At 69.6% G+C, this 25,453-nt stretch carries 28 protein-coding genes; 7 read left to right on the forward strand and 21 right to left on the reverse strand.

Annotated features, from left to right (window positions below):
* The 3 genes from V6D00_16220 to V6D00_16230 all read right to left on the reverse strand — a co-directional run.
* Nucleotides 1-713: guanosine monophosphate reductase (locus V6D00_16220; GenBank protein ID HEY9900726.1), on the reverse strand; the 713-nt coding region annotated here is incomplete at its 3' end.
* A 104-nt stretch (nt 714-817) separates the two neighbouring features.
* Entirely contained in the window at nt 818-1,468 is a 651-nt protein-coding gene (locus V6D00_16225; GenBank protein ID HEY9900727.1) for a hypothetical protein, read from the reverse strand.
* 136 nt (nt 1,469-1,604) lie between these two features.
* Nucleotides 1,605-1,874 (reverse strand): hypothetical protein, encoded by a 270-nt coding sequence (locus tag V6D00_16230; protein ID HEY9900728.1) that lies wholly within the window; start codon nt 1,872-1,874, stop codon nt 1,605-1,607.
* Nucleotides 1,875-2,089: 215 nt separating this feature from the next.
* Here V6D00_16230 and malQ point away from each other — a divergent pair, with 215 nt between their 5' ends.
* Nucleotides 2,090-3,616: a 4-alpha-glucanotransferase gene (gene malQ, locus V6D00_16235; protein ID HEY9900729.1), complete on the forward strand. Its 1,527-nt coding sequence runs from the start codon at nt 2,090-2,092 to the stop codon at nt 3,614-3,616.
* Nucleotides 3,617-3,690: 74 nt separating this feature from the next.
* On the opposite strand, the gene V6D00_16240 is transcribed toward malQ, so the two are convergent.
* Nucleotides 3,691-3,876, reverse strand: coding sequence for a DUF2196 domain-containing protein (locus V6D00_16240; GenBank protein HEY9900730.1), 186 nt, complete (start codon nt 3,874-3,876; stop codon nt 3,691-3,693).
* A 197-nt stretch (nt 3,877-4,073) separates the two neighbouring features.
* Entirely contained in the window at nt 4,074-4,811 is a 738-nt protein-coding gene (locus tag V6D00_16245; GenBank protein ID HEY9900731.1) for an LssY C-terminal domain-containing protein, read from the reverse strand.
* Between the two features lie 166 nt (nt 4,812-4,977).
* On the opposite strand from V6D00_16245, the gene V6D00_16250 reads away from it, so the two are divergent.
* Nucleotides 4,978-5,787 (forward strand): helical backbone metal receptor, encoded by an 810-nt coding sequence (locus tag V6D00_16250; GenBank protein ID HEY9900732.1) that lies wholly within the window; start codon nt 4,978-4,980, stop codon nt 5,785-5,787.
* A gap of 51 nt (nt 5,788-5,838) precedes the next feature.
* Complete coding sequence (locus tag V6D00_16255; GenBank protein ID HEY9900733.1) at nt 5,839-6,213, forward strand: response regulator; 375 nt, start codon at nt 5,839-5,841, stop codon at nt 6,211-6,213.
* 19 nt (nt 6,214-6,232) lie between these two features.
* On the opposite strand, the gene V6D00_16260 is transcribed toward V6D00_16255, so the two are convergent.
* The 6 genes from V6D00_16260 to V6D00_16285 are packed head-to-tail and all read right to left on the reverse strand — an operon-like array spanning nt 6,233 to nt 12,336.
* Nucleotides 6,233-7,030, reverse strand: coding sequence for an ABC transporter permease subunit (locus V6D00_16260; GenBank protein HEY9900734.1), 798 nt, complete (start codon nt 7,028-7,030; stop codon nt 6,233-6,235).
* A complete protein-coding gene (locus V6D00_16265; GenBank protein HEY9900735.1) occupies nt 7,027-7,917 on the reverse strand; it encodes an ABC transporter ATP-binding protein in 891 nt (296 codons plus the stop codon). The genes V6D00_16260 and V6D00_16265 overlap by 4 nt, the downstream gene beginning before the upstream one ends.
* 1 nt (nt 7,918) lies before the next feature.
* Nucleotides 7,919-8,701 (reverse strand): DUF2993 domain-containing protein, encoded by a 783-nt coding sequence (locus V6D00_16270; GenBank protein HEY9900736.1) that lies wholly within the window; start codon nt 8,699-8,701, stop codon nt 7,919-7,921.
* The gene (locus V6D00_16275; protein ID HEY9900737.1) at nt 8,702-10,429 is read right to left on the reverse strand and encodes an S-layer homology domain-containing protein; all 1,728 of its coding nucleotides are present in this window, start codon (nt 10,427-10,429) and stop codon (nt 8,702-8,704) included.
* A gap of 2 nt (nt 10,430-10,431) precedes the next feature.
* The gene (locus V6D00_16280) at nt 10,432-10,770 is read right to left on the reverse strand and encodes a DUF192 domain-containing protein (GenBank protein ID HEY9900738.1); all 339 of its coding nucleotides are present in this window, start codon (nt 10,768-10,770) and stop codon (nt 10,432-10,434) included.
* Between the two features lie 39 nt (nt 10,771-10,809).
* Nucleotides 10,810-12,336, reverse strand: coding sequence for a methyl-accepting chemotaxis protein (locus tag V6D00_16285; GenBank protein ID HEY9900739.1), 1,527 nt, complete (start codon nt 12,334-12,336; stop codon nt 10,810-10,812).
* 276 nt (nt 12,337-12,612) lie between these two features.
* Between V6D00_16285 and V6D00_16290 the strand changes: the two genes are divergently transcribed.
* A complete protein-coding gene (locus V6D00_16290) occupies nt 12,613-13,407 on the forward strand; it encodes a YiiX/YebB-like N1pC/P60 family cysteine hydrolase (GenBank protein HEY9900740.1) in 795 nt (264 codons plus the stop codon).
* A gap of 8 nt (nt 13,408-13,415) precedes the next feature.
* On the opposite strand, the gene V6D00_16295 is transcribed toward V6D00_16290, so the two are convergent.
* The 9 genes from V6D00_16295 to V6D00_16335 all read right to left on the reverse strand — a co-directional run bounded on the left by V6D00_16295 (nt 13,416) and on the right by V6D00_16335 (nt 20,095).
* Nucleotides 13,416-14,507, reverse strand: a complete 1,092-nt coding sequence (locus V6D00_16295; protein HEY9900741.1) for a glycine cleavage T C-terminal barrel domain-containing protein — start codon at nt 14,505-14,507, stop codon at nt 13,416-13,418.
* A 17-nt stretch (nt 14,508-14,524) separates the two neighbouring features.
* Nucleotides 14,525-14,827, reverse strand: coding sequence for a 2Fe-2S iron-sulfur cluster-binding protein (locus V6D00_16300; protein HEY9900742.1), 303 nt, complete (start codon nt 14,825-14,827; stop codon nt 14,525-14,527).
* Nucleotides 14,828-14,837: 10 nt separating this feature from the next.
* Nucleotides 14,838-16,859, reverse strand: a complete 2,022-nt coding sequence (hscA, locus tag V6D00_16305; GenBank protein ID HEY9900743.1) for a Fe-S protein assembly chaperone HscA — start codon at nt 16,857-16,859, stop codon at nt 14,838-14,840.
* Nucleotides 16,742-17,293: a Fe-S protein assembly co-chaperone HscB gene (gene hscB / locus V6D00_16310; protein HEY9900744.1), complete on the reverse strand. Its 552-nt coding sequence runs from the start codon at nt 17,291-17,293 to the stop codon at nt 16,742-16,744. Before hscB ends, hscA begins: the two co-directional genes overlap by 118 nt.
* Before the next feature lie 94 nt (nt 17,294-17,387).
* Nucleotides 17,388-17,741, reverse strand: a complete 354-nt coding sequence (locus tag V6D00_16315) for an iron-sulfur cluster assembly accessory protein (protein ID HEY9900745.1) — start codon at nt 17,739-17,741, stop codon at nt 17,388-17,390.
* 2 nt (nt 17,742-17,743) lie between these two features.
* Nucleotides 17,744-18,148: a Fe-S cluster assembly scaffold IscU gene (iscU, locus tag V6D00_16320; protein HEY9900746.1), complete on the reverse strand. Its 405-nt coding sequence runs from the start codon at nt 18,146-18,148 to the stop codon at nt 17,744-17,746.
* A 13-nt stretch (nt 18,149-18,161) separates the two neighbouring features.
* Nucleotides 18,162-19,388, reverse strand: coding sequence for an IscS subfamily cysteine desulfurase (locus tag V6D00_16325; protein HEY9900747.1), 1,227 nt, complete (start codon nt 19,386-19,388; stop codon nt 18,162-18,164).
* Between the two features lie 12 nt (nt 19,389-19,400).
* The gene (locus tag V6D00_16330) at nt 19,401-19,850 is read right to left on the reverse strand and encodes an Rrf2 family transcriptional regulator (protein ID HEY9900748.1); all 450 of its coding nucleotides are present in this window, start codon (nt 19,848-19,850) and stop codon (nt 19,401-19,403) included.
* A 107-nt stretch (nt 19,851-19,957) separates the two neighbouring features.
* Nucleotides 19,958-20,095, reverse strand: coding sequence for a hypothetical protein (locus tag V6D00_16335; protein HEY9900749.1), 138 nt, complete (start codon nt 20,093-20,095; stop codon nt 19,958-19,960).
* 153 nt (nt 20,096-20,248) lie between these two features.
* Between V6D00_16335 and mnmG the strand changes: the two genes are divergently transcribed.
* Both mnmG and V6D00_16345 read left to right on the forward strand, forming a co-directional pair.
* Nucleotides 20,249-22,126, forward strand: a complete 1,878-nt coding sequence (gene mnmG / locus V6D00_16340) for a tRNA uridine-5-carboxymethylaminomethyl(34) synthesis enzyme MnmG (protein ID HEY9900750.1) — start codon at nt 20,249-20,251, stop codon at nt 22,124-22,126.
* Between the two features lie 107 nt (nt 22,127-22,233).
* A complete protein-coding gene (locus V6D00_16345; protein HEY9900751.1) occupies nt 22,234-22,956 on the forward strand; it encodes a hypothetical protein in 723 nt (240 codons plus the stop codon).
* An 18-nt stretch (nt 22,957-22,974) separates the two neighbouring features.
* On the opposite strand, the gene glp is transcribed toward V6D00_16345, so the two are convergent.
* Complete coding sequence (gene glp, locus V6D00_16350; protein HEY9900752.1) at nt 22,975-24,180, reverse strand: gephyrin-like molybdotransferase Glp; 1,206 nt, start codon at nt 24,178-24,180, stop codon at nt 22,975-22,977.
* A 171-nt stretch (nt 24,181-24,351) separates the two neighbouring features.
* Between glp and V6D00_16355 the strand changes: the two genes are divergently transcribed.
* Nucleotides 24,352-25,446: a hypothetical protein gene (locus tag V6D00_16355; protein ID HEY9900753.1), complete on the forward strand. Its 1,095-nt coding sequence runs from the start codon at nt 24,352-24,354 to the stop codon at nt 25,444-25,446.
* Nucleotides 25,447-25,453: the final 7 nt, after the last annotated feature.

Below are 25,453 nucleotides of genomic sequence, written 5' to 3' on the forward strand. Positions count from 1 at the left end.
ACCAGCGCCTTGACGATGTCGCCCGAGTTGCGGATGCCGCCGTCGGCGATGAGGGTGGGGGCGTGAGTCACCCGGGGGCGGGCCTTGCGCTTCTCCACGTCGTACCAGCGGTCCATGGCGGCCCTGCACTTGATGATGGCCGAGAGCTGGGGCACCCCGCAGCCCGTGACGATGCGGGTGGTGCAGACGGCACCCGGGCCGACCCCCACCTTGATGGCGTGGGCGCCCGCCTCGAGCAGGTCCCAGGCGCCCTCGGGGGTCGCCACGTTGCCCGCGATCACCCAAAGACCGGGATGGCGCTCGCGCACCGCCTGGATCGTCTCCATGACGCGATCGCTGTGACCGTGCGCCACGTCGATCAAGACGCCTGCGAGCCCCTCGACCAGGGGGATCTTCTCGAGGTCGCTGTCCTTGACGCCGATGGCGAGCAGCCGGTGCCCGGGCGTCGCGGACACCATGCGGGCGTGCTCATGGGCATCGGGGATGAAGCGGTGGATGACCCCGAGGCCCCCCAGCGCGTGCATGGCGCAGGCCATGGAAAGCTCGGTGACCGTGTCCATGTTGGCGCTGATGATGGGCAGCTGGATCGTCAGGTCGCCGACCAGCCGCGTCTCGAGGGAGACCTCCTTGCGCGAGTACACCGACGAGCGCTTGGGGACGATGAGCACATCGTCGAAGGTGAGGCCGTGGTTCTCGAGTAGCTTGACGCCCATGGGTGCCCCTTTCGTTGAATGCGGGCAAGGGAAAAACCCCCCTCCCCCGCATGATGGTACGGGAGGGAGGGGGGCTTCGCAAGTCGAAGGGGGCTTTTGGTCGGTTACTCTTCGATCGGGCTGACGCTCAGGCCCAGGACGCCCTCGAGCTGGGGCCGGGCGAAGAGGAGCAGGAAGGCGGGACCCTCACCCTTGGCCGAGAGGAGCTTCTCGTCCTCGTTCAGGTCGATCTTGGCGAAGAGGCGCGAGACGAAGGGGAAGTCGCCCGTGAGCCCCAGGTCCTTGGTCAGGTACTCGCGCAGCTCCATGAAGTCGAAGTCCTTGTCGGCGGTGTAGGGCGCGATCGCCTTGCCCATGCGCTCCTCGAGCAGGTGATGGTAGGCCTCGACGGCGCTGGTCCCCTGGAGGGCGGCGGCGTGCTCGGCGGGGGTGACCTTGCCGTCCTTGTTGCCGTCGAACTGGCTCATGAAGGTCGAGACCACGTCGGCGGGGCGGTTGGCTGCGTACTCGCCCTGGGCGATCGCGCCGTCGCGGTTGCCGTCCACGCTCGAAAGCAGCTGGCTCATCTGGCTCGAAAGGACGCCCTTCACGATGGCGTTGAGCTTGGCGTGGGTCACGTCGTGGTCGCTGTCCAGGGCCCTCGCCGACGAGGCAGTCCCGGTGGCGACGCGGGCGGTGCCCTGCGGGGCGAGGCCGCAGCCGACCAGCGAGAGCGCGAACGCGCCGAGAACCAGCCCCATGGACCACTTGCGCATTTGATAACCCTTTCTTAAACGAGAATTAACTTTTTCATTGTAGCGAGCGCCTCCCGAGGCGTCAACGGGGAATCTCGCCCAAGCCAAAGCCCCCTCTGCGCGCCGCGCAGAGGGGGCTTTCGAACGCTCGGAGCGCCTAGGGCACGGCCGGCTTGCGCACCAGGGAGTTGAGGGGCGCGACGCGGGGTTCGGCGTCCTCGGTGTCCCACTCGACGGTGAAGAAGGACGTGGATCCGGACTTGCTGCTGCGGCCGGTGGAGCGCTCGTAGGCCATCACGGCGCAGGCGCCCTCGATGCTGTCGACCATCGTGTATTCCGCCGCACCGGGGATCAGCCCGAGGTCCACCGCCTCGTTGACCTTCCGGCGCGCGGTAGCCGACCACTTGGCTCCCAGTAGCATCGCCATCGTACCCTCCTCTTCGCGAAGCGCCGGAACCGCCGGCGCCGTCGGTCCCGGGAACGCCGTGCCAGGGCACCCGGAAGACGCTCCCTTGAACGCTAAGCTAGCTTAGACACGGGATTAAGAATTCCATTATAGCATGCCTTCGGCGAACTACCGTTGGACGCTTTTATCCAGTACACTCGAAGGGCTCTCACCACGACTCGACGGGGGAGGATTCCTTGAAGTTTCCACGTTCCAGCGGCGTCCTGCTGCACCCCACCTCGCTGCCCGGTCGCTTCGGCCTCGGCACCCTTGGCGACGAGGCGCACCGCTTCGTCGACTACCTCGCCGAGAGCGGCCAGCGCTACTGGCAGGTCCTGCCCCTCGGCCCCACCAGCTACGGCGACTCGCCCTACCAGGCCCTCTCGGCCTTCGCCGGCAACCCCATGCTGATCGACCTGGAGCGCCTGGTGCAGGAGGGGTGGCTCGCGGCCGACGACCTTTCCGACGCGCCGGCCTTCCCCGAGGAAAAGGTCGACTACGGCTGGGTGATCCCCTACAAGACCGAGAAGCTGCGCGCGGCCTTCGCCCGCTTCGAGGCGACTGCCGGCGCCGAGGACCGGCAGCGCTTCGAGGGCTTCTGCCACGGCAGCATGGCCTGGCTTGCCGACTTCGCCCTGTTCATGGCCCTCAAGGACCACTTCGACGGCGCCTCATGGTCGAGCTGGGATCAGCCGCTGCGCGATCGCCACCCCGAGGCCGTCACCGCGTACCACCGCCGCCTGGAGCCCCAGGTGCGCTACCACGCCTTCCTCCAGTACCTCTTCTTCAGCCAGTACACCGACCTCAAGCGTCACGCCGAGGCGCGCTCGGTTGCGATCATCGGGGATCTGCCGATCTTCGTCGCCTACGACAGCGCGGACGCCTGGTCGCACCCCGAGCTGTTCCACTTCGATTCCAAGGGCCACCCCACGGTGGTGGCGGGGGTCCCGCCCGACTACTTCAGCGAGACCGGCCAGCTCTGGGGCAACCCCCTTTACCGCTGGGATGCGCTCGCCAGGACCGGCTACGCCTGGTGGATCGAGCGCCTCAAGATGGCGCTGACCCTCTACGACGTGATCCGGGTCGATCACTTCCGGGGGTTCGAGGCCTACTGGGAGATCCCCGCCGGCGAGACGACGGCCGTCAAGGGACGCTGGGTCAAGGGGCCGGATCGCGCCTTCTTCGACGCCCTCAGGCGCGAGATGGGCGAGCTGCCCATCATCGCCGAGGACCTCGGCCTCATCACCCCCGAGGTCGAGGCGCTGCGCGATGGAGCCGGGTTGCCCGGCATGAAGATCCTGCAGTTCGCCTTCGGTTCGGACGCCCAGAACGCCTACCTGCCCCACAACTACCGCTCGTCCCACTGCGTCGTCTACACGGGCACCCACGACAACGACACGACCGAGGGCTTCTTCGCCCAGGCGGCCGAAGAGGAGCGCGCGTTCTTCCGGGCCTACGTCGGATCCGAGGCCGAGGGCGTCTCGCGGGCCCTGATCCGCATGGCGTTCGCCTCGGTGGCGGATCTCGCCGTGATCCCCATGCAGGACTGGCTCGGGCTGGGCTCCGAGGCCCGGATGAACGTGCCCGGCCAGGCCGCCGACAACTGGGCGTGGCGCATGACCTCCGCCGACGCCTCGTCCGCGCTGGGCGCGTCGATGCGCGAGCTCGCCGAGCTGTACGGGCGCTCCAAGGTCCGGGTGAGCGCCGAGCTGGCCGCCCGCTAGCCTTCCGAACGACGAACGGCCCGGCACCTCGAAGGCGCCGGGCCGTTCGTCGTTCGGAAGGGACCGATGCGCGCTCAGCCCCAGGAGGCGAGCACGGTGCGGACCCGGCCGATCTCGCCGCTTGTCAGGCGGACCTTGATCCCGCGCGGGTGGGTGGAGGACTTGGTGAGAACCTGGGCGACGATCCCCTCGGAGCTTTGGCGATCGGCCGCGTAGGGCCGCGAGGCGATGAGGACGCGATCGCCGACTTTCGGGCGCATGGAGACCTCCTCTCGAGCTTGGACGGGCGAAGAGAGATCGGGGCTGATGGCCGTCGGGTTATCGTGAAGTTCGTCCCCGATTATAGCAAAACGAGGGAACCCACCCGGCGCGATTCAGCCGGGTGGGTTCCCTCGTTTTTGCTCGCTCGGCGCTCGAGCCAAGCGCCCCTCGCGGCGTGCCCCGCCGGTCCGAAAGGTCAGCGCGCGGCGAGCGCCGCGCTCTCGGCCACGACCAGCACGTGGGCCATGCCGTCGGTCTCGTAGGGATCTCCCTCGCCGTTCTTTCCCTGGAAGGGGCGGCCGATGCCGGGGATCTCGTAGCGTTCCGTCACCAGCTGGGTCTCGAGGAGGGTCGTGGCGACGTAGGCGCGCTCCTCGTCGATCTTGGGGTCGATGACGTGAGTCGGGCCGTCGATGAGGCGAACCTTGACGTCCTTGGTGGCCGCGATCGCCCAGGTCTGGCGGCCGCTGGGATCCAGGACGGGAGTCTTCCAGATGCGGAAGTGGTCGCGCTTGCGCACGTCGGCGCTGTTCTTCTGGTAGCCCACGTCCTGCTCGCGGTCGTAGAGGTGAAGCGGGCTCATGGGCGAGTTGGCGTAGGGGAGGTTGAAGGCGTAGGCGTTGGCCATCCGCAGCGAGGTCTGGAAGGTGATGGGCTCGGCCACGATCCAGCCGGCCTTGAGGATGGCGCCGTGGACGGCGGCTTCGCTGCCCACCATGACCACGTTCACCGGGTCGCCGGGGGCGGTCTTCTTGCCGGCCAGCTTCTTGGTGAAGGGCTCGCTCGGGAGGCTCGCCAGGCGCGGCGTGGGGGTCGCGACCGGGGCCGGGGCGGGGCCGAAGGTGCCGGTGTCGCCGAGAGCGACGCCCATGGGGGCGCGGCCGCATCCCGCGGCGAGCATCGTCAGCAACAGCAGCAAGTGAAAGCGCTTCATCCCCGTGTCTCCTCCGTTCAAGAGGTGTTATCGCCCCCGGTCGGGGCAGGGATGGTTCAGCTCAGGTTAAATTTCCATCAAGCCTCGAAAGGAAGGCCACGGGGCCCCGCGGGGCCGGGTATGATCCTGCTCGGAAGCGAGTCTTGCTTGCCTGATTGGAGGTCGCGTGCCGATTCTGCTCTGTCTTCTGGTCCTCTTGGCGCTGGCGGCGCCCGCCCAGGCCGCGCTCCTCGATTTCGACGGCCACCGGGTCCCTGCGGGGCCCTACCGTCGCATCGTGTCGCTCGCCCCCTCCAACACCGAGCTGCTCTACGCCATCGGCTGGGGCGATCGGGTGGTGGGGGTGACCGACGCCTGCGACTACCCCGCCCAGGCGCGGCGCAAGGCCCGGGTGGGGTCGGCCGAGAACCTGAGCGTGGAGCGGGTGCTCGCCCTTTCGCCGGACCTGGTGCTCGGGATTCCGAGCAAGGCGCCGGTCTACGCCCAGCTGGGGCGCATGCTCCGTGTCCCGTTCGTGCTCTTGCCGAGCGACGACCTCGAGTCGGTGGCCGTCAACGCCGAGGGCCTCGGCGAGATCGTCGGGCCCCAGGGCAAGCGCTTCGCCGAGAAGTACCGCCGGCAGCTCGCGGCAATCGCGCCCAGCCGGGCGCACCCCAAGGTCTTCTACATGGTGTGGGATCGCCCGCTCATGTCCGCCGGGCCCAGGACCTTCCTGGACGACCTGGTGCGGCGCTCGGGGGGGCGCAACGTCGTGACGGCCCCCGGCTACGCGCCCTTCGCCCAAGAGGCCCTGATCGCGAGCGATCCGGACGTGATCGCCTTCCCTGACAACCTGCGGCCCGCCGCCGAGCGGCTGAGGGCCCGCCTCAAGCGAGCGCGCCTGGTCGCCCTGCCGGCCGACGACGTCTCGCGGCCCGGGCCGCGCGTCATCACGGCGATCCAGCAAGCAGCCAAGGCCTTCGACCGGAAGCCCTGATCTCGCGCTGCATCGGGTCTTGCCGGGTCATGCCATGGTAGAATCGAGGTCATGCGTCCGATGAAAATACTCGTGGTCGACGATGAGCCGACCAACGCCGAGATCCTGAGCCTCCTGCTCACGCGGGAGGGGCACCAGGTGACCATCGCCTCGGATGGACCCTCGGGGGTCGAGGCGGCCCTGCGGCTCAACCCCGACATGGTCTTCATGGACGTGCTGATGCCCGGCGACTTTGACGGTCTCGAGGCCATCCGCCGGATCAAGGCCGATCCCGCCTTCACGGGGATCGTCATCTGCCAGTCGGCGCGCGCGAGCGGCGCCGACCAGGAGGAGGGGCTCGTCTCCGGCGCCGACGGCTACCTCACCAAGCCCTTCAAGCGCCGCGACGTGCTGGAGCTCATCGCCCAGTTCGAGCCGGGCCTCTGACCGGGATCCCGAAGCCTTCCTAGATCGACAGGTCCCGCCGGCGGAACGCGAGGACGGCCCCGGCGATCGCCACGAGCGTGACCCCCAGCAGCACCCCCAGGTGTGAAGGCACGAGCGCGCCGCCGCCGAGCAGGGCCTTGGGGTCGTAGTAGGCGAAGAGCGAGAGGAAGCGCACCGCCTTGGCGGGCGCCCACAGCTCCGCGACGTAGTTCAGCAAGAAGCCCCCGAGCATGATCCCCGTGCCGACGAGCACGGCCTTGCCCTTCTCGGAGGTCATGGCCGAGCAGCACAGGGTGATCGCGCCGATGGCCCCGTAGAGCGCGAAGGTCTCGAGGCCCGCGAGCAGGTAGGGCCGGATTCCCGCGTGCGCGATGCCGAGGGCCTCCGCGGCGCCCAGCAGCCCGGCGATGAAGGCGATCGAGAGCGCCATCGCGCCCGAGAGCAGCACGAGGGCCTTCGAGAGGACGAAGGCGGCGCGATCGAGCGGGTAGCTCAGGATCCATCCGAGCGTGCCGGCCTCGATCTCGCCGGCGATCGCCTGCGCGCCTCGGGCGATGGACCAGGCGGCGAACAGCGCCAGGAGCACCGGGTGGGTGAAGGCGATCCCGGCGAACCCCTCGAAGGTGTCGAGGCCTGCGCGCGAGCGCACCATGGGCTGCAGGAAGCTCGGCACCATGCGCAGCATGGCGGACATGGAGTCGTGCATGGCCGGGAAGACGGCGCTCATCAGCACGCCGAAGAGCAGCAGCCCCAGCGCGAGGATGAGGAGGAGGCGCCAGGCGCTCCCGGCTTCGTGGCGGATCAGGTCGAGGTTCACGGGCGGGGGTTCTCGTAGTAGCCGAGGAAGACCTCCTCAAGGCGGGCGGGTTCCAGGGTGAAGTCGGCGACGGGCAGCGCCGCGAGCGCGACGAGCAGCTCGCGGGCCTCGCCGGCGTAGGCGAAGCTCGCGTGCCGCCCCTGCTGGGAGCGGAAGGTCGCGTTCGGCAGGCCCACCTCGCGCGCGTCGAGCGGCGCGTCGAACGTCAGGTTGAGCAGGCGGACTTTGCGGGCCTGGAGGTCGGCGACCCCCTCGACGGCGAGCAGCTTCCCGCCCCGGATGATGGCCACGCGATCGCAGAGCTGCTCGACCTCCGAGAGGATGTGCGACGAGAGGAGGACCGTCTTGCCCCGCTCGCGCGCCTCGCCGAGCAGGTGGTGGAACTCCTGCTGGATGAGGGGGTCGAAGCCGTCGGAGGGCTCGTCCAGGATCAGCAGGTCCGGGTCGTGCATCATCGCCTGGATGAGGGCTACTTTCTGCTTCATTCCCTTGGAGTAGTGGCGGATCCTGCCGTCGAGCTTGATGCCGAGGCGGCCGGCGAGCGCGCGGGCGCGCTCGAGGGATCCCGGCGGGCGGTAGCGGGAAAGATAGGCCAGCAGGTCGCTCCCGGTCATGTGCTCGTAGAGGTTGAACTCGGCCGGCAGGTAGCCGATGCGCCGCCGCAGCGCCACCGCGTCGCGCCGGGAGTCGAGGCCGAAGACGCGGGCGCTTCCGGCGTCGGGCCTGAGGTAGGAGAGCAGCAGCCGGATGGTGGTGGTCTTGCCGGCCCCGTTGGGGCCGAGGAAGCCGAAGATCTGTCCCGGCGCCACGTGCAGGTCGAGGCCGAACACCCCGGCCGTCTCGCCGAAGCGCTTGGTCAGGCCTTCCAGGGCGATGGCGTCGGTCATGCTACTTGCCTCCAAGCTTGCTGATCCCGATCCGCGCGTCCACCCACAGCCTGCCGGGCACCACCCCGAGCCCCAGGAAGCGATAGGTCGTGCCGGGAGCCTGGAAGCGCGCCAGGTCGATGGGGTGATTGGCCGCTTCTCCCAGCATGGTGGGGGGGATGGGGCTGCCGAACACGCTGGCCTGGATGTCGCCGAAGGCGAGCTGGCTGTCGCCCACCAGCTTCGGGATGGCGCTGAGGGCGAAGGGCACCCGTGCCCCGCCGCCCATGTCCACGGTGCCGTCCACCGAAAGCCGGCCCTGGGTCAGGCGCAGCCGGCCCGGCAGGATGTCCACGGTGCGGGTGACGGCCATGCCAGGGATGACGCTGAACTGGGTCTGGATGCCCTTGAGGCGGCTGGTGACCATGCTCGAGTTCAGGATCGCGTTGAGGCCGTCCTCGGTGAGGACGGCCGAGACGGTGGCCTCGAGGGGCTGGGCGAGGGTCGGCGTCTTGCCGAAGAGCGCGGCGCCGGCGTCCACGTGGAAGGGGTCGGTCTCGATGGTCGCCGTCGAGATGGGGACCCCCTCGACGGCGAAGCCCTCGGCTCGGATCCTCAGGGCGTCCACCTGGCCGCTCATCGCGCGGATGGGAGGGTCGGTGACGACCTGGACCTCGAGCTTCGAGAAGGGACCGTACTGCTTGCGGATCTGATCGGCGAGCATGTTGCCCGCGACGCCGGGGAACATGCTGCCCAGCGAGTAGAGGGCGAGGATGGCCCCCGTCAGGAGATAGACCAGCGGCATCTAGAAGCTTCCTCCTGCTCCGATCGAGAGCATGTGCGCCGTCTGCATGCCGGCCGAGTCGAAGGTGGCGCCCAGGGTGCCGTGGTAGTAGGCGTGGGCCTTGAGCGTCCCGTCGCCCAGCCTCAGCAGGTCGTACTCGGCGCCGACTTGCCAGGCGCCGAGCACCCCGAGGGCGCTCGCCTCCTTGTAGGAGTGGAACATGAGCGGATAGAGCTGGACACCGCCGTGCACCCCCAGCGCGGGCATGGCGCGGTAGGCGATTCGGAGCGCGGGGCCGAGGCCCAGGGCCATGGTGTTGGCGTCGAACGAGGCGTTGGCCTGGCCATTGAGCATGCGCGTCATGACGCTCGCGCCCACGGCAGCTTGCCAGTCGTCCCCCCGGAAGGGCAGCTTGTAGTAGCCCTCGCCGTGCAGGTGGAAGTCGAAGTAGTCGCTCTGGGGGCTCGCGACGGGGATGGGGTAGATGGTCCCGAGCGCGAGCGCGCCTCCGAAGGCCTCGCGCCAGTACTCGGCCGAGGCGTCCAGGTTGAGGAAGCCCGGGAAGAGGGCCTGGAGACCGCTGCCCTGGTAGAACAGGACCGGGTCGAAGCCGAGCCGGGCCTTGGGCACCAGCAGCTCCTTGAGGGTCGACGCGGGGGCCGGGGCCGTGCCCGTCTTGAGGCCGCCGCTCGCGGGCCTGGCGCTCGGAGCAGGGGTGGGCTGGGGCGTCGGGGCCGGGGCGGTCGGTTCCGGGGCGGGCTGGGGCCGCGCCGTCGGCGCCGGGGTCGGCGCCTTGTACGCCGGATCCTCGCGCAGCCAGAAGGGCACCCGCGGCGTGGGCTCCGGCTCGGGGGAAGGGGAGACGACGCTCGGTGTCGGATCGGGCGCGGGCGTGAGCACCGGGGCCGGCGTGCGAGCCGGTGTGGGAGTCGAGACGGGCCGCGGGGTCGCCGCCGGGGTCGGGGTCGTGAGCGGGGCCGGGGTGCGCACGGGGGCTGGCGTCCACGCGGGAGCGGGCGTCCGGGTGGGGACGGGCGAGCGCGTCGGGTGCGGGGTCGGGACGGGCGTCGGCGACGGGGCGGGGGCGTCAGCGGCGAGGGCCGCCTTGATGGCCTCCTGCAGGGTCGGGTCCAGGAGCATGACCGCGCGCGCGAGCATGTCGAGCGCCTCGATGCGGGTGATGGGCTCGAACGGCCGGAAGCGCACGCGCCTGGGCGCGTCGACGAACTGCCAGAAGTTGGCGGCGCGGTCGAGCAGCTGCCCCGATTCGCCCGAAACCGGCACGTCCGAGAAGCTGCGGGCCGGGCCCTTGCGATGCGGCGGTGCCGTGACCGAGCGGTAGGAGAGCAGGCGATCGAGCGCCGCGGCGAACTCCAGGCGGTTGACGCGGCGCAGGCCGACGAAGCGCCCGCCCTCGCCAGCAAGAAGGCTGAGGCTCGTCACGCGGCTGACCGAGGGCATGGCCGGGTGGCCGGGCGGGATGTCGGACCACGCCACCACGTTGAAGGGCACGTCGCGCGGGTCCAGAAGGGCGTTGAGGATCGCCGCCAGCTCGTAGCGGGTGATGGGGGTCTCCCCGCCGAACTCGGTCTCGCCGATGCCGCTCAGGATGCCGCGATCCGAGAGCAGGGTCGCGAGGGTGGCGCGGGGGCTGCCTTCCGGCAGGTCCGTGAACGACGCGGCCCACGCGGGTGCGGCCGCGAGGCCGAGCGCGATCGCAAGCGCCCCGATCCGATTGCCGCGAATCACCGCTACTCCTTCATTTCCAAGCGATCGCCCACCTTGAGATCGAACTTCGCGATGGTCCCGGCGGGCAGTTCGAGGGTTTGATGCGCCTTCAACACCACCGGCGAGACGCGCCAGGGCTTAAGATCCGGTAAAAGGCGCTCCACGACCAGGTCTTTGGTCAAGAATACCACGTCGATGGGGTAGTTCATGAAGAACATGTGGACGGAGTTGCAGGGGGTGATGAGGAGCCCGTGCCCCTCGGGCAATTCCTTGCTGAATTGCAGCCCGAGAAAGCGGGTCCAGACGTTGTTCGCGATCCGAGCGTGCCTTACGATTTCGTCCTGGTTTCGTTCAATCCGCATACCGCCCAGTTTAGCACGACCGACGCTTGCGGACGGCTCTCAGGCCGAGGGAAGGGCCTGCGCGAACCGCACCGTCGCGGCCTCCCCCTTGAAGCCGGCGATGGCCTCCATCAGCTGCTGCTCCTGGATCAGCAGGTCGGCGCCGGTCTTCTGGATGAGCGAGGTGGCCTGGGCCACGTCCACGGCCGAGAGGTGGATGCTGCCCATCTCCTTGGCGACGAGCTCGGCTCCCTGCCGCTGGCTGGCGGTCGCCGCCGAGACCTCGCGGCTGGTCTGCTGGATGATCCCCACCACCTGCACCATCCGGTCGGCTCCGAGCGACTGCTCGCGGGTCGCCGTGGAGACCTGCTGGGTCAGCATGTTCATGCTGCCGATCGCAGAGTGGATCTGGTCGGCGGCCCGGTTCTGCTCCTGGGTGGCCTGCGCGATCTGGCCCATCAGCCGGCAGACCTCGCCGACGGTCTCGACGATGGCCGCAAGCGAGTCGCCCGCGGTCTGCGCCAGGTGCGTGCCGTTCTCGATGGCCTTCGTCCCGGCCTGGCCGGATTGCACGGCCTGGGCGATCTCGCGCTGGATCCCCTGGATGAGCTGGGCGATCTCCTGGGTGGCCTTGCCGCTGCGCTCGGCCAGCTTGCGCACCTCGTCGGCCACCACCGCGAAGCCGCGGCCGGCATCGCCTGCGCGCGCGGCCTCGATGGCCGCGTTGAGGGCCAGCAGGTTGGTCTGGTCGGCGATGTCCTCGATCGTCTCGACGATGGCGCCGATCTCGGCCGAGCTCTTGCCCAGCCCAGCGATCGCCCCGCCCACCTCGGTCATCGCCCGGCTGATCTGCTTCATGCCGCCGATGGTCTGCGCGACCGCGGCCTTCCCCCCCTCGGCGGCGACGGCCGAGCGCTCGGCGATGCGATTGGCCTCGGTGGCATTGACGGCGACCTCGTGGACGCTCGCCGCCATCTCCTCGATGCTGGCCGAGGTCTGGTCCACGGCCGCCGCGAGCTCGCCGGCGCTGCCTGCGACCTGCTGGATCGAGCCCGCCATCTGCTCGATCGAGGAGCTGGCCTCCACCACCCGCTCGACCAGCGATTCGGCGCGATCGGCGACGCCCTCGATCGACTCCACCATCTCGGCGATCTTGCGGGTCCCGGCCCCGACCGCCTGGATCTGGGCCTGGGAGAGGCCCGACATCCGCTGCGAGTCGCTCAGGATGTGGGTGGTGCCCTCGGCTACCGAGGAGGCGGCACCGTTCACCTGCCCGACGAGGCGCCGGAGGCTCAGCAACATCTCCTGCATGGTCCGTTGCATCTCGGCCGTCTCGCCCTGGCCCGTGACCTTGATCGTGATGGACAGATCCCCCGCGCTGATGGCCTTCATCTCGGTCATGGCCTGATTGATGTCCCGGCGGATGCCGAGGAGGGTCCAGAAGTCGCCCGCCAGATCGATGACGAGCAGGATCAGCAGGAACACGGCGGTGCCTGCGCTCATGTGGAAGCCGAAGGCCAGCTGGAACAGGACGACCAGCGTCACGACGGAGATGACATGGAAGGCGAGCTTTTGGATGGTGTTCAAGGCATACTCCAAGGTTGCGAAATGGCGCGGATAGGCGGTTTCAAGGTCAAATAGCCCATTGACGGTTGGATTATGCCCGATTGCTATTGGAAATAACCGTGCGTTGCCCTGATGGGGCGGATCGGGGCGCGCCCCGATCCCGTGGTCGTGTTGCCTTTTCGTCGTCGGCGGGGCTTTCTTAGTGATAGCTTTGCCTGGCCTTGGTCTGGAAATAAGAAAGCCCGCGACTTTCTCCGCGACAACTGCTGGGGTACGGAGTTGCGAGGAGGGGGCCACATGGCGAACAAGGTTTCAGGCGCGGGGCGCATCGAGCCGCCCGTTCAGCGAAAGGCCGCAGCCCAGGCGCCTCAGCCCACGGCGAAGGGGGCACTCAAGCCAGATTCCCTCGCGCTCAGCTCGAAGGCCGCCTCGCACACGCAAGAACCCGAGGGCTACGGCGATAAGTTCTGGTCAGGCCTGAACCACGCGGCGACCAAGCCCGTGCAGTTCATGTTCAAGCACATGAACAACGTCGCGCCCGATACGACCGGCGAGGTCGCGCGTTTCGGAAAAGTCGAGCTCGAGGAGATTCTCGATCGCGCGAAGCCCGGCGATCTGATCCTCTGGGGGGATGCGACCAGCTTCGTCCACGCGAGCGTGTACCTCGGCGGCGGCGAAATCGTCCATGCGCTGGCGGCGCGCGCGCCGCAGGGCCAGAAGAACGGCGTCGTCCAGGAAAAGATCGAGGCTTATCTCGAGCGAGTGGACCGGCAGCGGGTCGCGATCCTGCGGCCCAAGAATCCCGACCCCGCGAACGCCCAGGCCGCCATCGACTTCGCCAAGGCGCAGGTCGGCAAGGATTACGACTACCTCTTCCGCACCGGCAAGGACGACGCCTTCTACTGCAGCGAGCTTGCCTTCTCCGCCATCAAGCAGGGGCCCCGTCCGCCGCAAGTCGAGGCGCACCGCGGCCTGTACGGCCTCAAGCCCATGGCGACGAACGACGACCTGCGCCGAAGCCCGGATCTCACGGAGGTCTGGAGCAAGAACGCGCCGCCCGTCGGCAAGCAGGAGCGCTTCACCCTCAGCTGAGCCGCTGGCTAGTAGCGCGGCCCGATGCCTTCGTTCACTAGCCCGCTCCAGAAGGGGCGGGCTTCGACCATGGCGGGCGTGCTCTTGTCGCCCGTCTTGACGACGACCCGGGTGCCGGGCGCGACGTATGCCCCCTTCACGAAGCCGAGCCCCAGCTCCGCGCATGCGCTCGTCACGACGCCGACCTTCTTGTCGTCCACGTGGATTTCGGCTCCCTGCTCCGGGAGGCGATCGCCCTCGAAGCGCAGGCCGACCAGGTAGCGCTGCACCTTGTCGTAGTTGGCGAGGCGAGCGATGACCTCCTGGCCCAGGTAGCAGCCCTTGGCCATGCTCACCGAGTCGGCGAGGCGGGCCTCCCACGGGTTGACGGCCTCGGTGATCTCGTGGCCGAAGGCGGGAATCCCTTGCTCGATCCGCAGCCGCTCCCAGGCCTCGGAGCCGATGGGCAGCATGCCCTTGGCGTCGGCCTCACGCACTAGCGCGTCGTAGACCGTCGTGGCGGCGTCGTTGGTCACCAGGACGTGGTACCCCTCTCCGAAGGCCCCCCAGGTCGAGGCGACGAGGGCCTCGGCGCCGCCGATGCGCACGGGGACGGGCGCGTGCTGCGGCCAGGAGGGCTGAAGGCCGGTCGCCTTCGCCATCACCGGGCGCGAAAGCTGGCCAAAGACGTAGAGCAGCCCGTACCCCTCGGTGCGGTCCTCGAGGGTCACGTCCACCCCGAGCAGGTACTTCTCGAGGGCGTCCTTCACGGCCCGGCTCCGGCCGGGGTGGGTGAGGACCCACAGGCCGTCCTCGCGCCGCATGACGAAGACGTGGTCCACCATGGTGCCCTTCCAGGTGGTGACGGCGGTCTGGATCCCCTTGCCGGGGGCGAGGGCCTTGACGTCGTGGGTGGTGTAGTTGTGAAGGAAGTCGGCCGCATCCTTGCCCGCAAGCCACAGCTTGCCCCAGTCGGAGCGGTCCACGATGCCGCCGAGCGAGCGACCGCGGCCCACCTCCTCGAGGACGGGCAAGAAGCGAACGGGCAGTTCCCAGTCGCCGCTCGCGCCGAAGGCGGCGCCGAGGCGGGTCTCGGAGGGCTTGAAGGGGGTTGCGGGCATGGTGAGCTCTCCTGGTTCTAGCCGAGCCCCTTCTGGGGCGGCAGTCGCACGACGATGTCGCCGAAGACCTTGGTCTGGCACGCGAGCCGGCTCTTGAGGCCGATGCCCTGGGCCATCTCCACCTGGTCGGCCTCGGCGTCCTCCTGCTCGGAGGTGTGATCCATCCCCGACTCCACGTGGATGTGGCAGCTTGAGCAGGCGCAGAAGCCGCCACAGGCGTGGTCCAGGTGGATGCCATGGTCGAGCGCGGCTTGCAGCACGTTCTGGCCGGGGGCCACCTCGACGGTGATGTTGTCAGGCAAGTAAGTGATCTTCGGCACTGTCGATCACCTACTGCGAAATGGGCATTGTTGCGATGTTGTCGGTGGCGTCGCCCGCCGCGGCCCGCAGGGCCGTGCCCAGGATGAGCTCCGCGAGCCGGTGGGAGGCCTCGTTCAGGGCCTCGGCGGCGTCCTTGATGACCTGGGGCTGAACGCCGGAAAGCGCCGTGCGCAAGCCCGCGACCGCCGTCTCGAGGGCCTCGCGCTCGGCCGCGTCGAGGGCTTCGGCGGCCGGGTGGTGCCGGGCCTTGTCGGCGGCCTGGAGGATCCCCTCGCCCTCCACCCGCGCCTCGATCAGGGCGCGGGCCTCGGCGTCCTCGGCCGCGTGCAGGGCGGATTCGCGCAGGAGGTGCTCGATCTCGGCCTCGCCGAGGCCGAAGGTGGCGCTGATCGCGACCGACTGGGCCGCGCCGCTGCGCAGGTCCCTCGCCGTCACCTGCAGGACGCCGCTCGCGTCGACGGCGAACTTGACTTCGACGCGGGCCATCCCGGCAGGGCCCGGTTCGACGGCGACATGGAAGCGCGCGAGGCTGCGGCAGGCCTGCACCAGCTCCCGCTCGCCCTGCACCACGTGCACGATGACGGCGGTCTGGTTGTCCACCGAGGTGGTGTAGACCTCGAAGGACGACGCGGGCAGGGTGGCGTTGCGCTCGATGAGGCGGCTGACCGCCCCGCCGAGGGTCTCGATGCCCAGGGAGAGCGGGATCACGTCGAGGAGCAGGACGTCGTCGCGCTCGCCGGCGAGCACGTCCGCCTGAACCGCGGCCCCGAGAGCGACCACCTGGTCGGGGTCGAGGGCGTCGTTGGGCGTCCGGCCGAAGAACTCCGCGACCAGGCGCTTGACCAGCGGGATCCGGGTGGAGCCGCCGACCAGCACCACGTCGTCGATGGCCTCGGAAGAGAGGCCCGCGTCGGCGAGGGCTTGCCGGCAGATGGCGAGGGTGCGCGCCAGGAAGGGGGCGATGATCGCCTCGAACTGCTCGCGCGCGACCGGGATGGTGACGCTCGCGCCGATCGCGGGGTGCTCGATCGTCGCGAGGGTGGCCGGCTCGAAGGAGAGGGCGTGCTTCGTCGCCTCGGCCGCTCGGCGCAGGGCGGCCTGAAGGGTCGGGTCGGCCAGGGCGAGCGCGGGGCGCTCGGCCTTGATGCGCTCGGCGAGCCACGAGGCGAGCGCCGCGTCGCAGTCGTCGCCGCCGAGCCGGGTGTCGCCGCAGGTGGAGAGCACCTCGAAGACGCCGTCCTTGAGCGCGAGGATCGAGACGTCGAAGGTCCCGCCTCCCAGGTCGTAGACCGCCACGCGCCCCTGGCGCCGGCGGTCCAGGCCGTAGGCGAGGCAGGCGGCGGTGGGCTCGTTGACCAGCCGCAGCACCTCGAGCCCGGCGAGCTTGCCCGCCATCAGGGTGGCCTGGCGCTGGGCGTCGTTGAAGTAGGCGGGCACGGTGAGCACCGCCTGCTTGATGGGACCCTGGTCGTTGGCCTCGGCGATCGCCTTGAGCCTGCGCAGCACGAGGCTCGAGAGCTCCACCGGGGTGAAGCGCTTGCCGCCGAGCGTCAGGCGGATGATCGCGTCGCTGCTGCCCGAGGCGTCGTAAGCAAGCAGGCTGGTGTCCTCGGCGAGGTCGGCGAGGCCCCGGCCCATCAGGCGCTTGAACGAGGTGGCCGCGCGCAGGGGATCGGCGATCGCCCTGGCCTCGCGGCCTACCAGCAGGCGGCCGCTCTCGGCGACTGCGACGGCAGAGGGAATGAGCAAGTGCCCGTCCGAGTCCGGCAGCACCACGGGCTGCCCTTCGCGGACGACGGCCACGAGGCTGTTGGTGGTGCCGAGGTCGATGCCGATGATCTTGCTCATTTGCTCTCCTGCCCGCTGGCGGACGGGGTGCTTCTCCCCGCCCTGCTGGGGCGGGGGTGGGGGATCTAGCTGAGGTTGCTTAGCTTGCCATCGATGTCGCGCAGCATCGACAGCAGGTAGGTGTGCCGGTCGAGGGTGAGGGCTAGCGCTTCGAGCGTCTCCGGCCGGGGAGCGGCGTCCCAATCGGCGCCGAGCGCCGTCATGCGAGAAGCCGCCTCCTCAACGCTCGTCTTGATCCTGTCGCGCAGGACGCGCGCCGAACCCGACAGCTCCGAGCGGGCCTGGCCCGTCGCGGTCGCCGGGTCGCCGAAGGTCTCTTGGAGCTCGAAGTAGGCCTCGGCCACCTCGACGGGCACGCCTTGGCGGATGTCGGCCTTGACCCCGTGCCGCGCGAGCACGTAACGCAGGCGCTCGATCGGGTCGCGCAGGGTGCGGTAGGCCGCGTTGACCCGCTCCATCTGGTCGCTGGCGTCGTCGCGCTCGGCTTGGCTCCGGGCCATGAAGCGATCCGGGTGGAAGCGGCGAGCAAGCGCATGATAGCGCGCCTCGAGGTCGGCGCCGTCGAGAACGAGGCGCTCGGGGAGGTCGAAGACGGCGTAGTGGGCTTGGGTGGTCATGTGTGGTGTGCCTGGGGCCAGGGACTCGGAACGGTGAGATCCCCCCACCCCCGACCCCGCCCCACCGGGGGGCGGGGGGAAAGAGAGGGGGGAATCAGACGCCGAAGGAGTTGCCGCAGCCGCAGGTGTGGACGGCGTTGGGGTTTCGGAAGGTGAAGCCCGCGTTCATGAGGTCGTCGTTGTAGTCGAGCTCGAGGCCGCTCAGGAACAGGGAGCTCTTGGGGTCCATGACGACCTTGAGGCCGTCGAACTCCATCACCCGGTCGTCGGTGTCGGGCGCATCGGCCATGTCGAGCTTGTAGCTCAGGCCCGAGCAGCCGCCGCCGGTGGCCCCGACGCGCAGGTAGCCGTCGGGCTTGCCCTGACGATCGAGCAGGCTCTTGACGTGGGCGATCGCCTTGGGGGTCAGGGTGATCAGGGTGGCCTGGGGGGTGGTCTCGGTCGTCATCTCTAAGCCTCCGTGCTCGAAGCGGCGCGCCGCTTCTGGTGGTAGTCGCTGATCGCCATGCGGATCGCGTCCTCGGCGAGAACCGAGCAATGAATCTTGACGGGGGGCAGCGCCAGCTCCTCGACGATCGCCGTGTTCTTGATGGTCAGCGCCTCGTCCAGGGTCTTCCCCTTGAGCCACTCGGTGGCCAGCGACGAGCTCGCGATGGCCGAGCCGCAGCCGAAGGTCTTGAACTTGGCGTCCTCGATCACGTTCGTCTGGTCGTTGACCTTGATCTGGAGCTTCATCACGTCGCCGCACTCGGGCGCACCGACGATCCCCGTGCCGACGCCCGCTTCGTCCTTGGCAAAGGAGCCCACGTTGCTGGGGTTCTCGTAGTGGCGCATGAGGTTGTCGCTGTAGGTCATGGGGCTTCTCCTGCTAGTGCGCCTGCCACTGGACCTGCTTGAGGTCCACGCCTTCCTTGTACATCTCGTAGAGCGGCGAGAGCTCCCGCAGGCGCCGGACCTGGTTGATGACGATCTCGGCGGTCCGGCGGATCTCGTCCTCGGTGGTGAAGCGGCCGAGCCCGAAGCGCAGCGAGGTGTGCGCCAGGTCGCTCGTGACCCCGATGGCCCGAAGGACGTGCGACGGCTCGAGCGACGCCGAGGTGCAGGCCGAGCCCGACGAGACGGCGATCCCCTTCATTCCCATCATGAGGCTCTCGCCCTCGACGAAGGCGAAGCTGAGGTTGAGGTTGCCGGGCAGGCGCATGGTCGGATGGCCGTTGAGGAAGACCTGGTCGAGGGCCTCGGTGATGGTGCCCTGGAGCAGGTCGCGCAGCTCGGCCACCCTGAGGCTCTCCTCGGCCCGCTCGAGGCGAGCGAGCTCGCAGGCCTTGCCGAGGCCGACGATCCCGGGCACGTTGAGGGTGCCCGAGCGCATGCCGCGCTCGTGGCCGCCGCCGTGGGTCTGGGCGCTGAGGCGAACGCGCGGCCCCTTGCGGCGGACGTAGAGGGCGCCGACCCCCTTGGGGCCGTAGAGCTTGTGGCCCGACAGAGAGAGGAGATCGACCTTCATGGCGTTGACGTCCACGGGGACCTTGCCCGCGCTCTGGGCGGCGTCCACGTGCAGGAGCACCCCCTTGGCGCGGGTGATTTCGCCGAGGGCCGCGAGGTCCTGGACGGTGCCGATCTCGTTGTTGGCGTGAAGGAGACTGACGAGGATGGTGTCGGGCCGGATGGCCGCCTCGAGCGCGGCCGGGTCGACCAGGCCGAAGCGATCGACCTCGAGATAGGTGACCTCGTACCCCTGGCGCACCAGGTACTCGCAGGTGTCGAGGGTCGCCTTGTGCTCGACTCGGGTGGTGATCAGGTGCTTGCCCTTCTCGGCGTACATCTCGGCGACGCCCTTGATGGCGAGGTTGATCGACTCGGTGGCCCCGGAGGTCAGGACGATCTCCTTGCCGCTGGCATGGCCCCGGTCGTCCAGGGCGCCGATCAGCAGGGCGATCTGCTCGCGGGCCTTCTCGACGGCCTGCTCAGCGGCCCAGCCGAAGGGGTGGTTGCGGCTCGCGGCATTGCCGTAGTGCTCGGTGAAGTAGGGCAGCATGGCCGCGAGGACCCGGGGGTCCATGGGGGTGGTGGCGTGGTTGTCCAGGTAGATCATGCCCGTGGCTTCCTATGGGGTCGGGGTCAGGTCGAAATCGAACGAGGCGTGCCGGATGCCGTCCCTGCGCGCCAGCCCCTCGAGGGTGTAGGCCTCGAGGGCCGCCATGAACTGCTGCTGGGCGGCGAGAAGGGCGGCCTGGACGGCGCAGCTGGTGCGGAAGCAGTCGTGAGGGGTCGAGGCGGTGCAGTCGTTGACCGCGATCTCGCCCTCGGTGGCTTCGACGACCTGGCGCAGGGTGATGGTGTCGGCCGGTCGCCCCAGGGCGATCCCCCCGTGGGAGCCGCGGTGCGATCGCACCAGGCCCGCCTTGACGAGCAGGGGGACCAGCTTGCCCAGAAAGGAGGAGGGGATGCGCTCGACTTCGGCGATGCGCGCGGTGTCGCTGAGCTGCCCTTCAGGCTGCTTGGCCAGGTAGAGCAGGGTCAGGATTCCGTATTCGGTCGCTTTGGTCAGTTTCATCGCGGTGCCAAACCTTCGCATGACGCAGTGGGGCGCGGGGCCCGGGTAAATCGGACAAAAAAGGTCTGATTTGCCTCTTGTGACTGTACGCCATGGCAAGGGGCTTGTCAACGCGAAGCGCCGTGCAGCGGCGCGATCCCGGGGGGCGGGGCCCCCCCGAGCCCGGAGCGGGCCTTGCCGAGGCCCGCTCCCATGAGCCCGGCCACGATGCAGAGCGCCAGGATGATCAGGTCGGTTCGCTTCATCGTCGCCTCCTTTGCCGGGGCCGATCCTAGCGGGGATCGCGCGGCGCGGCGACGTTCATCTGGCCAACGCCGCTCGTGCCTCTTTTGGAATTCCTCGATTCCAGCTACCATGGGCCTCTTCGGGCGAAGCGAGGCACAAGGGGGGCACGAGCGATGCAGTGGGACGTGATCGTCATCGGCGGCGGCCATGCGGGCTGCGAGGCCGCCATCGCCGCGGCCAGGCTCGGCTGTCGCACGCTGATGGCGACGTCCAGCCGCGACACCATCGCCACCATGCCGTGCAACCCCGCCATCGGCGGCCCCGCCAAGGGCAACCTGGTCCGCGAGATCGACGCGCTGGGCGGCGAGATGGCCCGCGTCACCGACCGAACCGCCATGCAGATCAAGGTCCTCAACGCCTCAAAGGGGCCGGCCGTCCAGGCCCTGCGCGCCCAGTCGGACAAGAAGCGCTACGCCGAGGCCATGCAGGAGGTCGTCCTCTCGACCCCCAACCTCACGGTCCTCGAGGGGCTGATCGCGGAGCTTGTCCCCACCCCGGACGGGGGCGTGGAGCTCGTGAGCGAAGAGGGCGAGCGCCTCCTGGCTCGCGCGGTGGTGCTGACCACGGGCACCTTCCTGCGTGGCAAGCTCTTCACCGGCCTCTCGAGCGATCCGGGCGGCCGCGCCGGCGAGGCCCCCGCCAACGCCCTGACCGCGAGCCTTCACGCCCTGGGCCTGCGCACCGGCCGCCTCAAGACCGGCACCCCGCCCAGGGTGGACGGCCGGACCCTCTCGTTCGAGCGCATGGCCCTCGCGCCGGGGGGGACGCCCGATCTTCACTTCTCCTTCGTGCCCCCCGAAGAGCCCACCCCCCAGCACCCCTGCTACCTGACCCACACCATCCCCGCCACCCACGCGGTGATCACGGCCGCGCTCGACCAGTCGCCCATGTTCACCGGGATGATCGAGGGGGTGGGGCCTCGCTACTGCCCGAGCATCGAGGACAAGGTCGTCCGCTTCCCCGACAAGGAGACCCATCCGGTCTTCCTCGAGCCCGAAGGGGCCGACACCGTCCAGTGGTACGTGCAGGGCATGTCGACGAGCCTGCCCGCCGAGGTCCAGCTCGCGATGCTGCGCACCATGCCCGGCCTCGAGGCGGTCGAGATGCTCAAGCCGGGCTACGCGGTCGAGTACGACTACATCCCCGCCGTCCAGCTGCACCCGACCCTCCAGTGCAAGCTTTCGCCGGGCCTCTTCACCGCGGGCCAGATCAACGGCACCTCGGGCTACGAGGAGGCCGCGGCCCAGGGCCTGGTGGCGGGCATCAACGCCGCCCGCTACGCCCAGGGCAAGGAGCTCGTGGTCTTCCCCCGCTCGGAGTCCTACATCGGGACCCTGGTGGATGACCTGGTGACCAAGGAGATCAACGACCCCTACCGCATGCTGACGAGCCGATCCGAGTACCGGCTCACCCTCAGGCAGGACAACGCCGACGAGCGCCTCACCCCGCTGGGCCGCGAGCTGGGTCTGGTGGACGAGAGGCGCTGGGCCGTCTTCACCGCCAAGCAGGAGGCGATCGCGCGCGAGCGCGCCTGGCTGCGCCAGACCCGGCTCTTGCCCACCGAGGACCTCAACGTGCGCTTGATGGCGGCCTGCGGGGAGCGCCTGGAGCGCAGCGTCACCCTCGAGGAGCTCCTCCGCAGGCCGCCGGTGCCGGCGGGGCTGGTCTGGGAGATCGCGGGGCGTGCGAGCGAGGAGGTGCCCCGCGAGGTCGTCGAGCAGCTGGGTATCCAGACCAAGTACGCGGGCTACATCGAGCGCCAGATCGCGCAGATCGCGAAGCTCAAGCGCCTCGAGGACCGGGCCCTGCCCGCGGATCTCGACTACCTGGCCATCATCGGCCTGTCGCGCGAGGCCCAGGACAAGCTCTCGCGGGTCCAGCCCCGCACCCTGGCTCAGGCCTCGCGCGTGGGGGGGGTGACTCCCGCGGACGTGACCCTGCTCATGGTGCACCTGGAGGCGCGCCAGCGCCTGGTGGGGCGACCCTCGTAGCCCCGCACCGATCCCCCCAAACCATTCTCCGTTGCGGACGAAGTGCCGGGCGCGAGCCTTCCCTATCCTGGAATCGGAGCGGGGCGACGCAGCGGGAGGGTTGGGCCATGCGGCTGTCGGGTCACGACATCATTTGCCTGTCGGCGGTCGACTGGGACGATCCACGGGCGGCCGAACGGGCACCGCTCGTGGGCCTTCTGGCCGAGATGAACCGGGTGCTCTTCATCGACGGCCCGTGCTCGCTCTTGCAGGCCTGCGCGCGCCTCGGCGACGCCCGCTACCGGGCCAAGTGGGTGGCGCGCTGGACCAGCGGCGGCCGTCCCAGGCGCCTGGCGAGCCACCTCTACTGCTGGACCCCGCCCTTTCGCGCGCCGGCGCCTCGCGGCCTCTCGGGCTGGCGCCTGCGCCGCGGGGTCCAGGCGATCGCCCGGACCCTCGACTTCAAGACCCCCATCCTCTGGCTCGACCCCGCTCACCCGGACGCCGCCTCCTTGATCGGGGCGTGCGACGAGGCGCTGGTCGTGGCCCACTGCCCGGACGCCGAGGCTCGCCTGACGCGCGGCGAGCGCGCCGTGCTCGCGGCAGCCGACCTCGCCCTGGTCTCGAGCAAGGCGCACCTGCGCGCCCTGCGCACCGAGGTGCCTCATGTCCGGCTCGCCCCGCGCGGCAGCGACTTCGACCGCCGCCAGGAGGCCCAGGTGAGCCGCTGGGACGCGCGCTGCCGCGAGGTCGAGGGCGCGGTGCTCGACCTCCTGGCCGCCCGGGCCAAGCCCAGCTCCATCCCGCTTTTTGCCGAGCGCGTCATCCGCCAGCAGCACGTCAACCTGTGACGGTTCCTCGTGGGGTTTTCAGTCGCCCAGCAGCAGGGTCTCGAACGCTTCGCCCGCCTCGGCCGCCGCGCTTTCCGCGGGGATGACCAGCAGGGCGTTGGCCGCGGCCATGGAGGTCATGCGGCCCGAGCCCTGGGGGCCGGTCAGGGTGGCCCGGTAACCGTCGGCCTCGCGCCGGACGACGGCCCGCAGGAAGGCGGTCCTGCCCGGCGACTTGGAGCAGCGCTCGGTCAGCACCGAGCGCACCGTGGGGCGGTCCGGGCGGGGGTGAGCCATCATCCTGAGCAGGGCGGGGCGGACGTAGTACTCGAAGGCGACCATGGCCGAGACGGGGTTGCCGGGCAGCCCGAAGGCGGGCTTCCCCGCGAGGGTGGCGTAGGTGAAGGGCTTCCCGGGTTGCTGGGCGACCCGGTCGAAGTGGACCGAACCGAGGCGCGAAAAGGTCTCGCCCACGTGGTCGAAGGCCCCCACGGAGACGCCCCCCGAGGTGATCACCACGTCGCACGACAGGGCCCGCTCGACGAGCTCCAGCGTCGCCTGCCGGTCGTCCCGGGCGATTCCCATGAGGACGGGGACGGCCCCGGCCTCGAGGACCATTCCGGCCAGGGCGTAGGCGTTGCTGCCGTAGATCTGGCCCGGGGCGAGCTCGGAGCCGGGCTCCACCAGCTCGTCGCCGGTGGCGACGATGGCGACCCGCACGGCGGGGTGGACCTCCACGTGGGATCGCCCCACCCCCGCGAGCAGGCCGATCCGGGCCGCGTTCAGGAGGGTGCCCGGCTCCAGCACGCGCGCCCCGGCCGTGAGGTCCTCGCCCCGGAGGCGCACGTTCTGGCCGACGCGGGCGCCGCGCGCGAAGGTGACGTGGCCGTCCGATTCCCGGGTCTCCTCGACCTTGACCACGGCGTCGGCCCCGCTCGGCATGATCGCGCCGGTCATGATCCGGCAGGCCGTGACGGGGGCGAGCTCCGGGGGCTCGGTCCAGCCGGCCGCGACCTCGGAGCGCACGCTGAGCCGCACCGGGGCGTGGGGCGAGGCGAGCGCCAGGTCCTCGGCGCGAACGGCGTAGCCGTCCATGGCGGAGTTGTCGAAGGGGGGGTGCGCGTGGGGAGAGTCGACCGGCTCGGCCAGCACCCGGCCGAGCGCCTGGAGCAGGGGCGTTCGGACGCCCGGCATGGGGGAAACGGTGCTCAGGATGAGGCGGCGAGCCTCTTCGACCGGGATCACAGGACCTCCTCTGCGCGTCGCGCGGAAATGATGCCGCCACGATCGGCATGGATGGGAGTTGGATGATTTCATGTCCGTAGCGTACACGGTTGACGTCATGCTTGCTTGTTGCTAGTTTTACGTCATGTACACATCGTAGTCATTTCCGAATCGCGTCATACCGGAGGGGTCATGTCCGAGCGAAACCCAGCTTCCGCCGGGGCCATCCCCGTTCCCTTCATGAGCGCGACCCTGGATGGACGCGGAGTCCTGGCGGGCCTCGTCTTCTCCGCGGTCCTGAGCGCCCTGGTCTACCTCGGCTCCCAGGGGCTCCGGGGTTTCGACGGCGCGCTTGCGGGCTACCTCTTCAGCACCCTCTTCGCCCTCTTCGGGATCGTCTACCGGTACGTGGTCTGGCTCCAGCGCCCCCCCACCCGGCTCTACTGGGTGCGGGGCTGGCAGCTCTTCTGGGCCCCCGGCAAGCGCCTGCGCAACATGGGCCTCTTCGTCCGGCTGACCTTCGACAAGCTCGTCGCTCAGACCTTCATCCGCCGCCGATCCCACCAGCGCTGGCTCGCGCACCAGCTGATCTTCTGGGGGTGCGTGCTTGCGATCCTGGTGACCTTCCCGCTCACCTTCGGCTGGCTCCGCTTCGAGAGCGCCGTGTCGGACCCCAGCGTCTACATGCCGGTCCTGTTCGGCGCGCGCATGCCCCTCTTCGGCTTCGCGGCCCGATCGCTCGTCGGCTGGGTGATCTTCCACCTTCTCGACATCGCCGCGGTGCTCGTGCTCGCGGGGATCGCGATCGCCCTGCCGCGCCACCTCAAGGACGAGGCCGAGCTCTCGACCCAGCGCCTCGACAACGACTTCATCCCCCTGGTGCTGCTCTTCGCCGTGAGCGTGACGGGGCTGATGCTGACCGTCTCCAACATGGGGATGGCCGGCAAGTTCTACTACTGGATCACCACCACCCACGCGGTGACGGTCATGCTGTGGCTGCTGTTCTTGCCCTTCGGCAAGTTCTTCCACATCTTCCAGCGCATCGCCAACCTCGGCGTCTGGTTCTACAAGGCGGCGGGGGCCGAGGGCGAGCAGGCGCGCTGCGCGCGCTGCCGGGAGCCCTACCTCTCGGTGATGCAGCGCGACGACCTCAAGCGCCTCCTGCCCGAGCTGGGCTTCGACTACGCCGAGGAGGGCGGCGGCAACTGGCAGGACGTTTGCCCGTCCTGCCGGCGCAAGCTCGTGACCCTCAACCAGTTCCAGACCGTCGGAAAGCGATTCGTGTGAGGGAGTA

It is taken from the genome of Pantanalinema sp., from assembly GCA_036704125.1.
Taxonomy (GTDB): Bacteria; Cyanobacteriota; Sericytochromatia; order S15B-MN24; family UBA4093; genus JAGIBK01.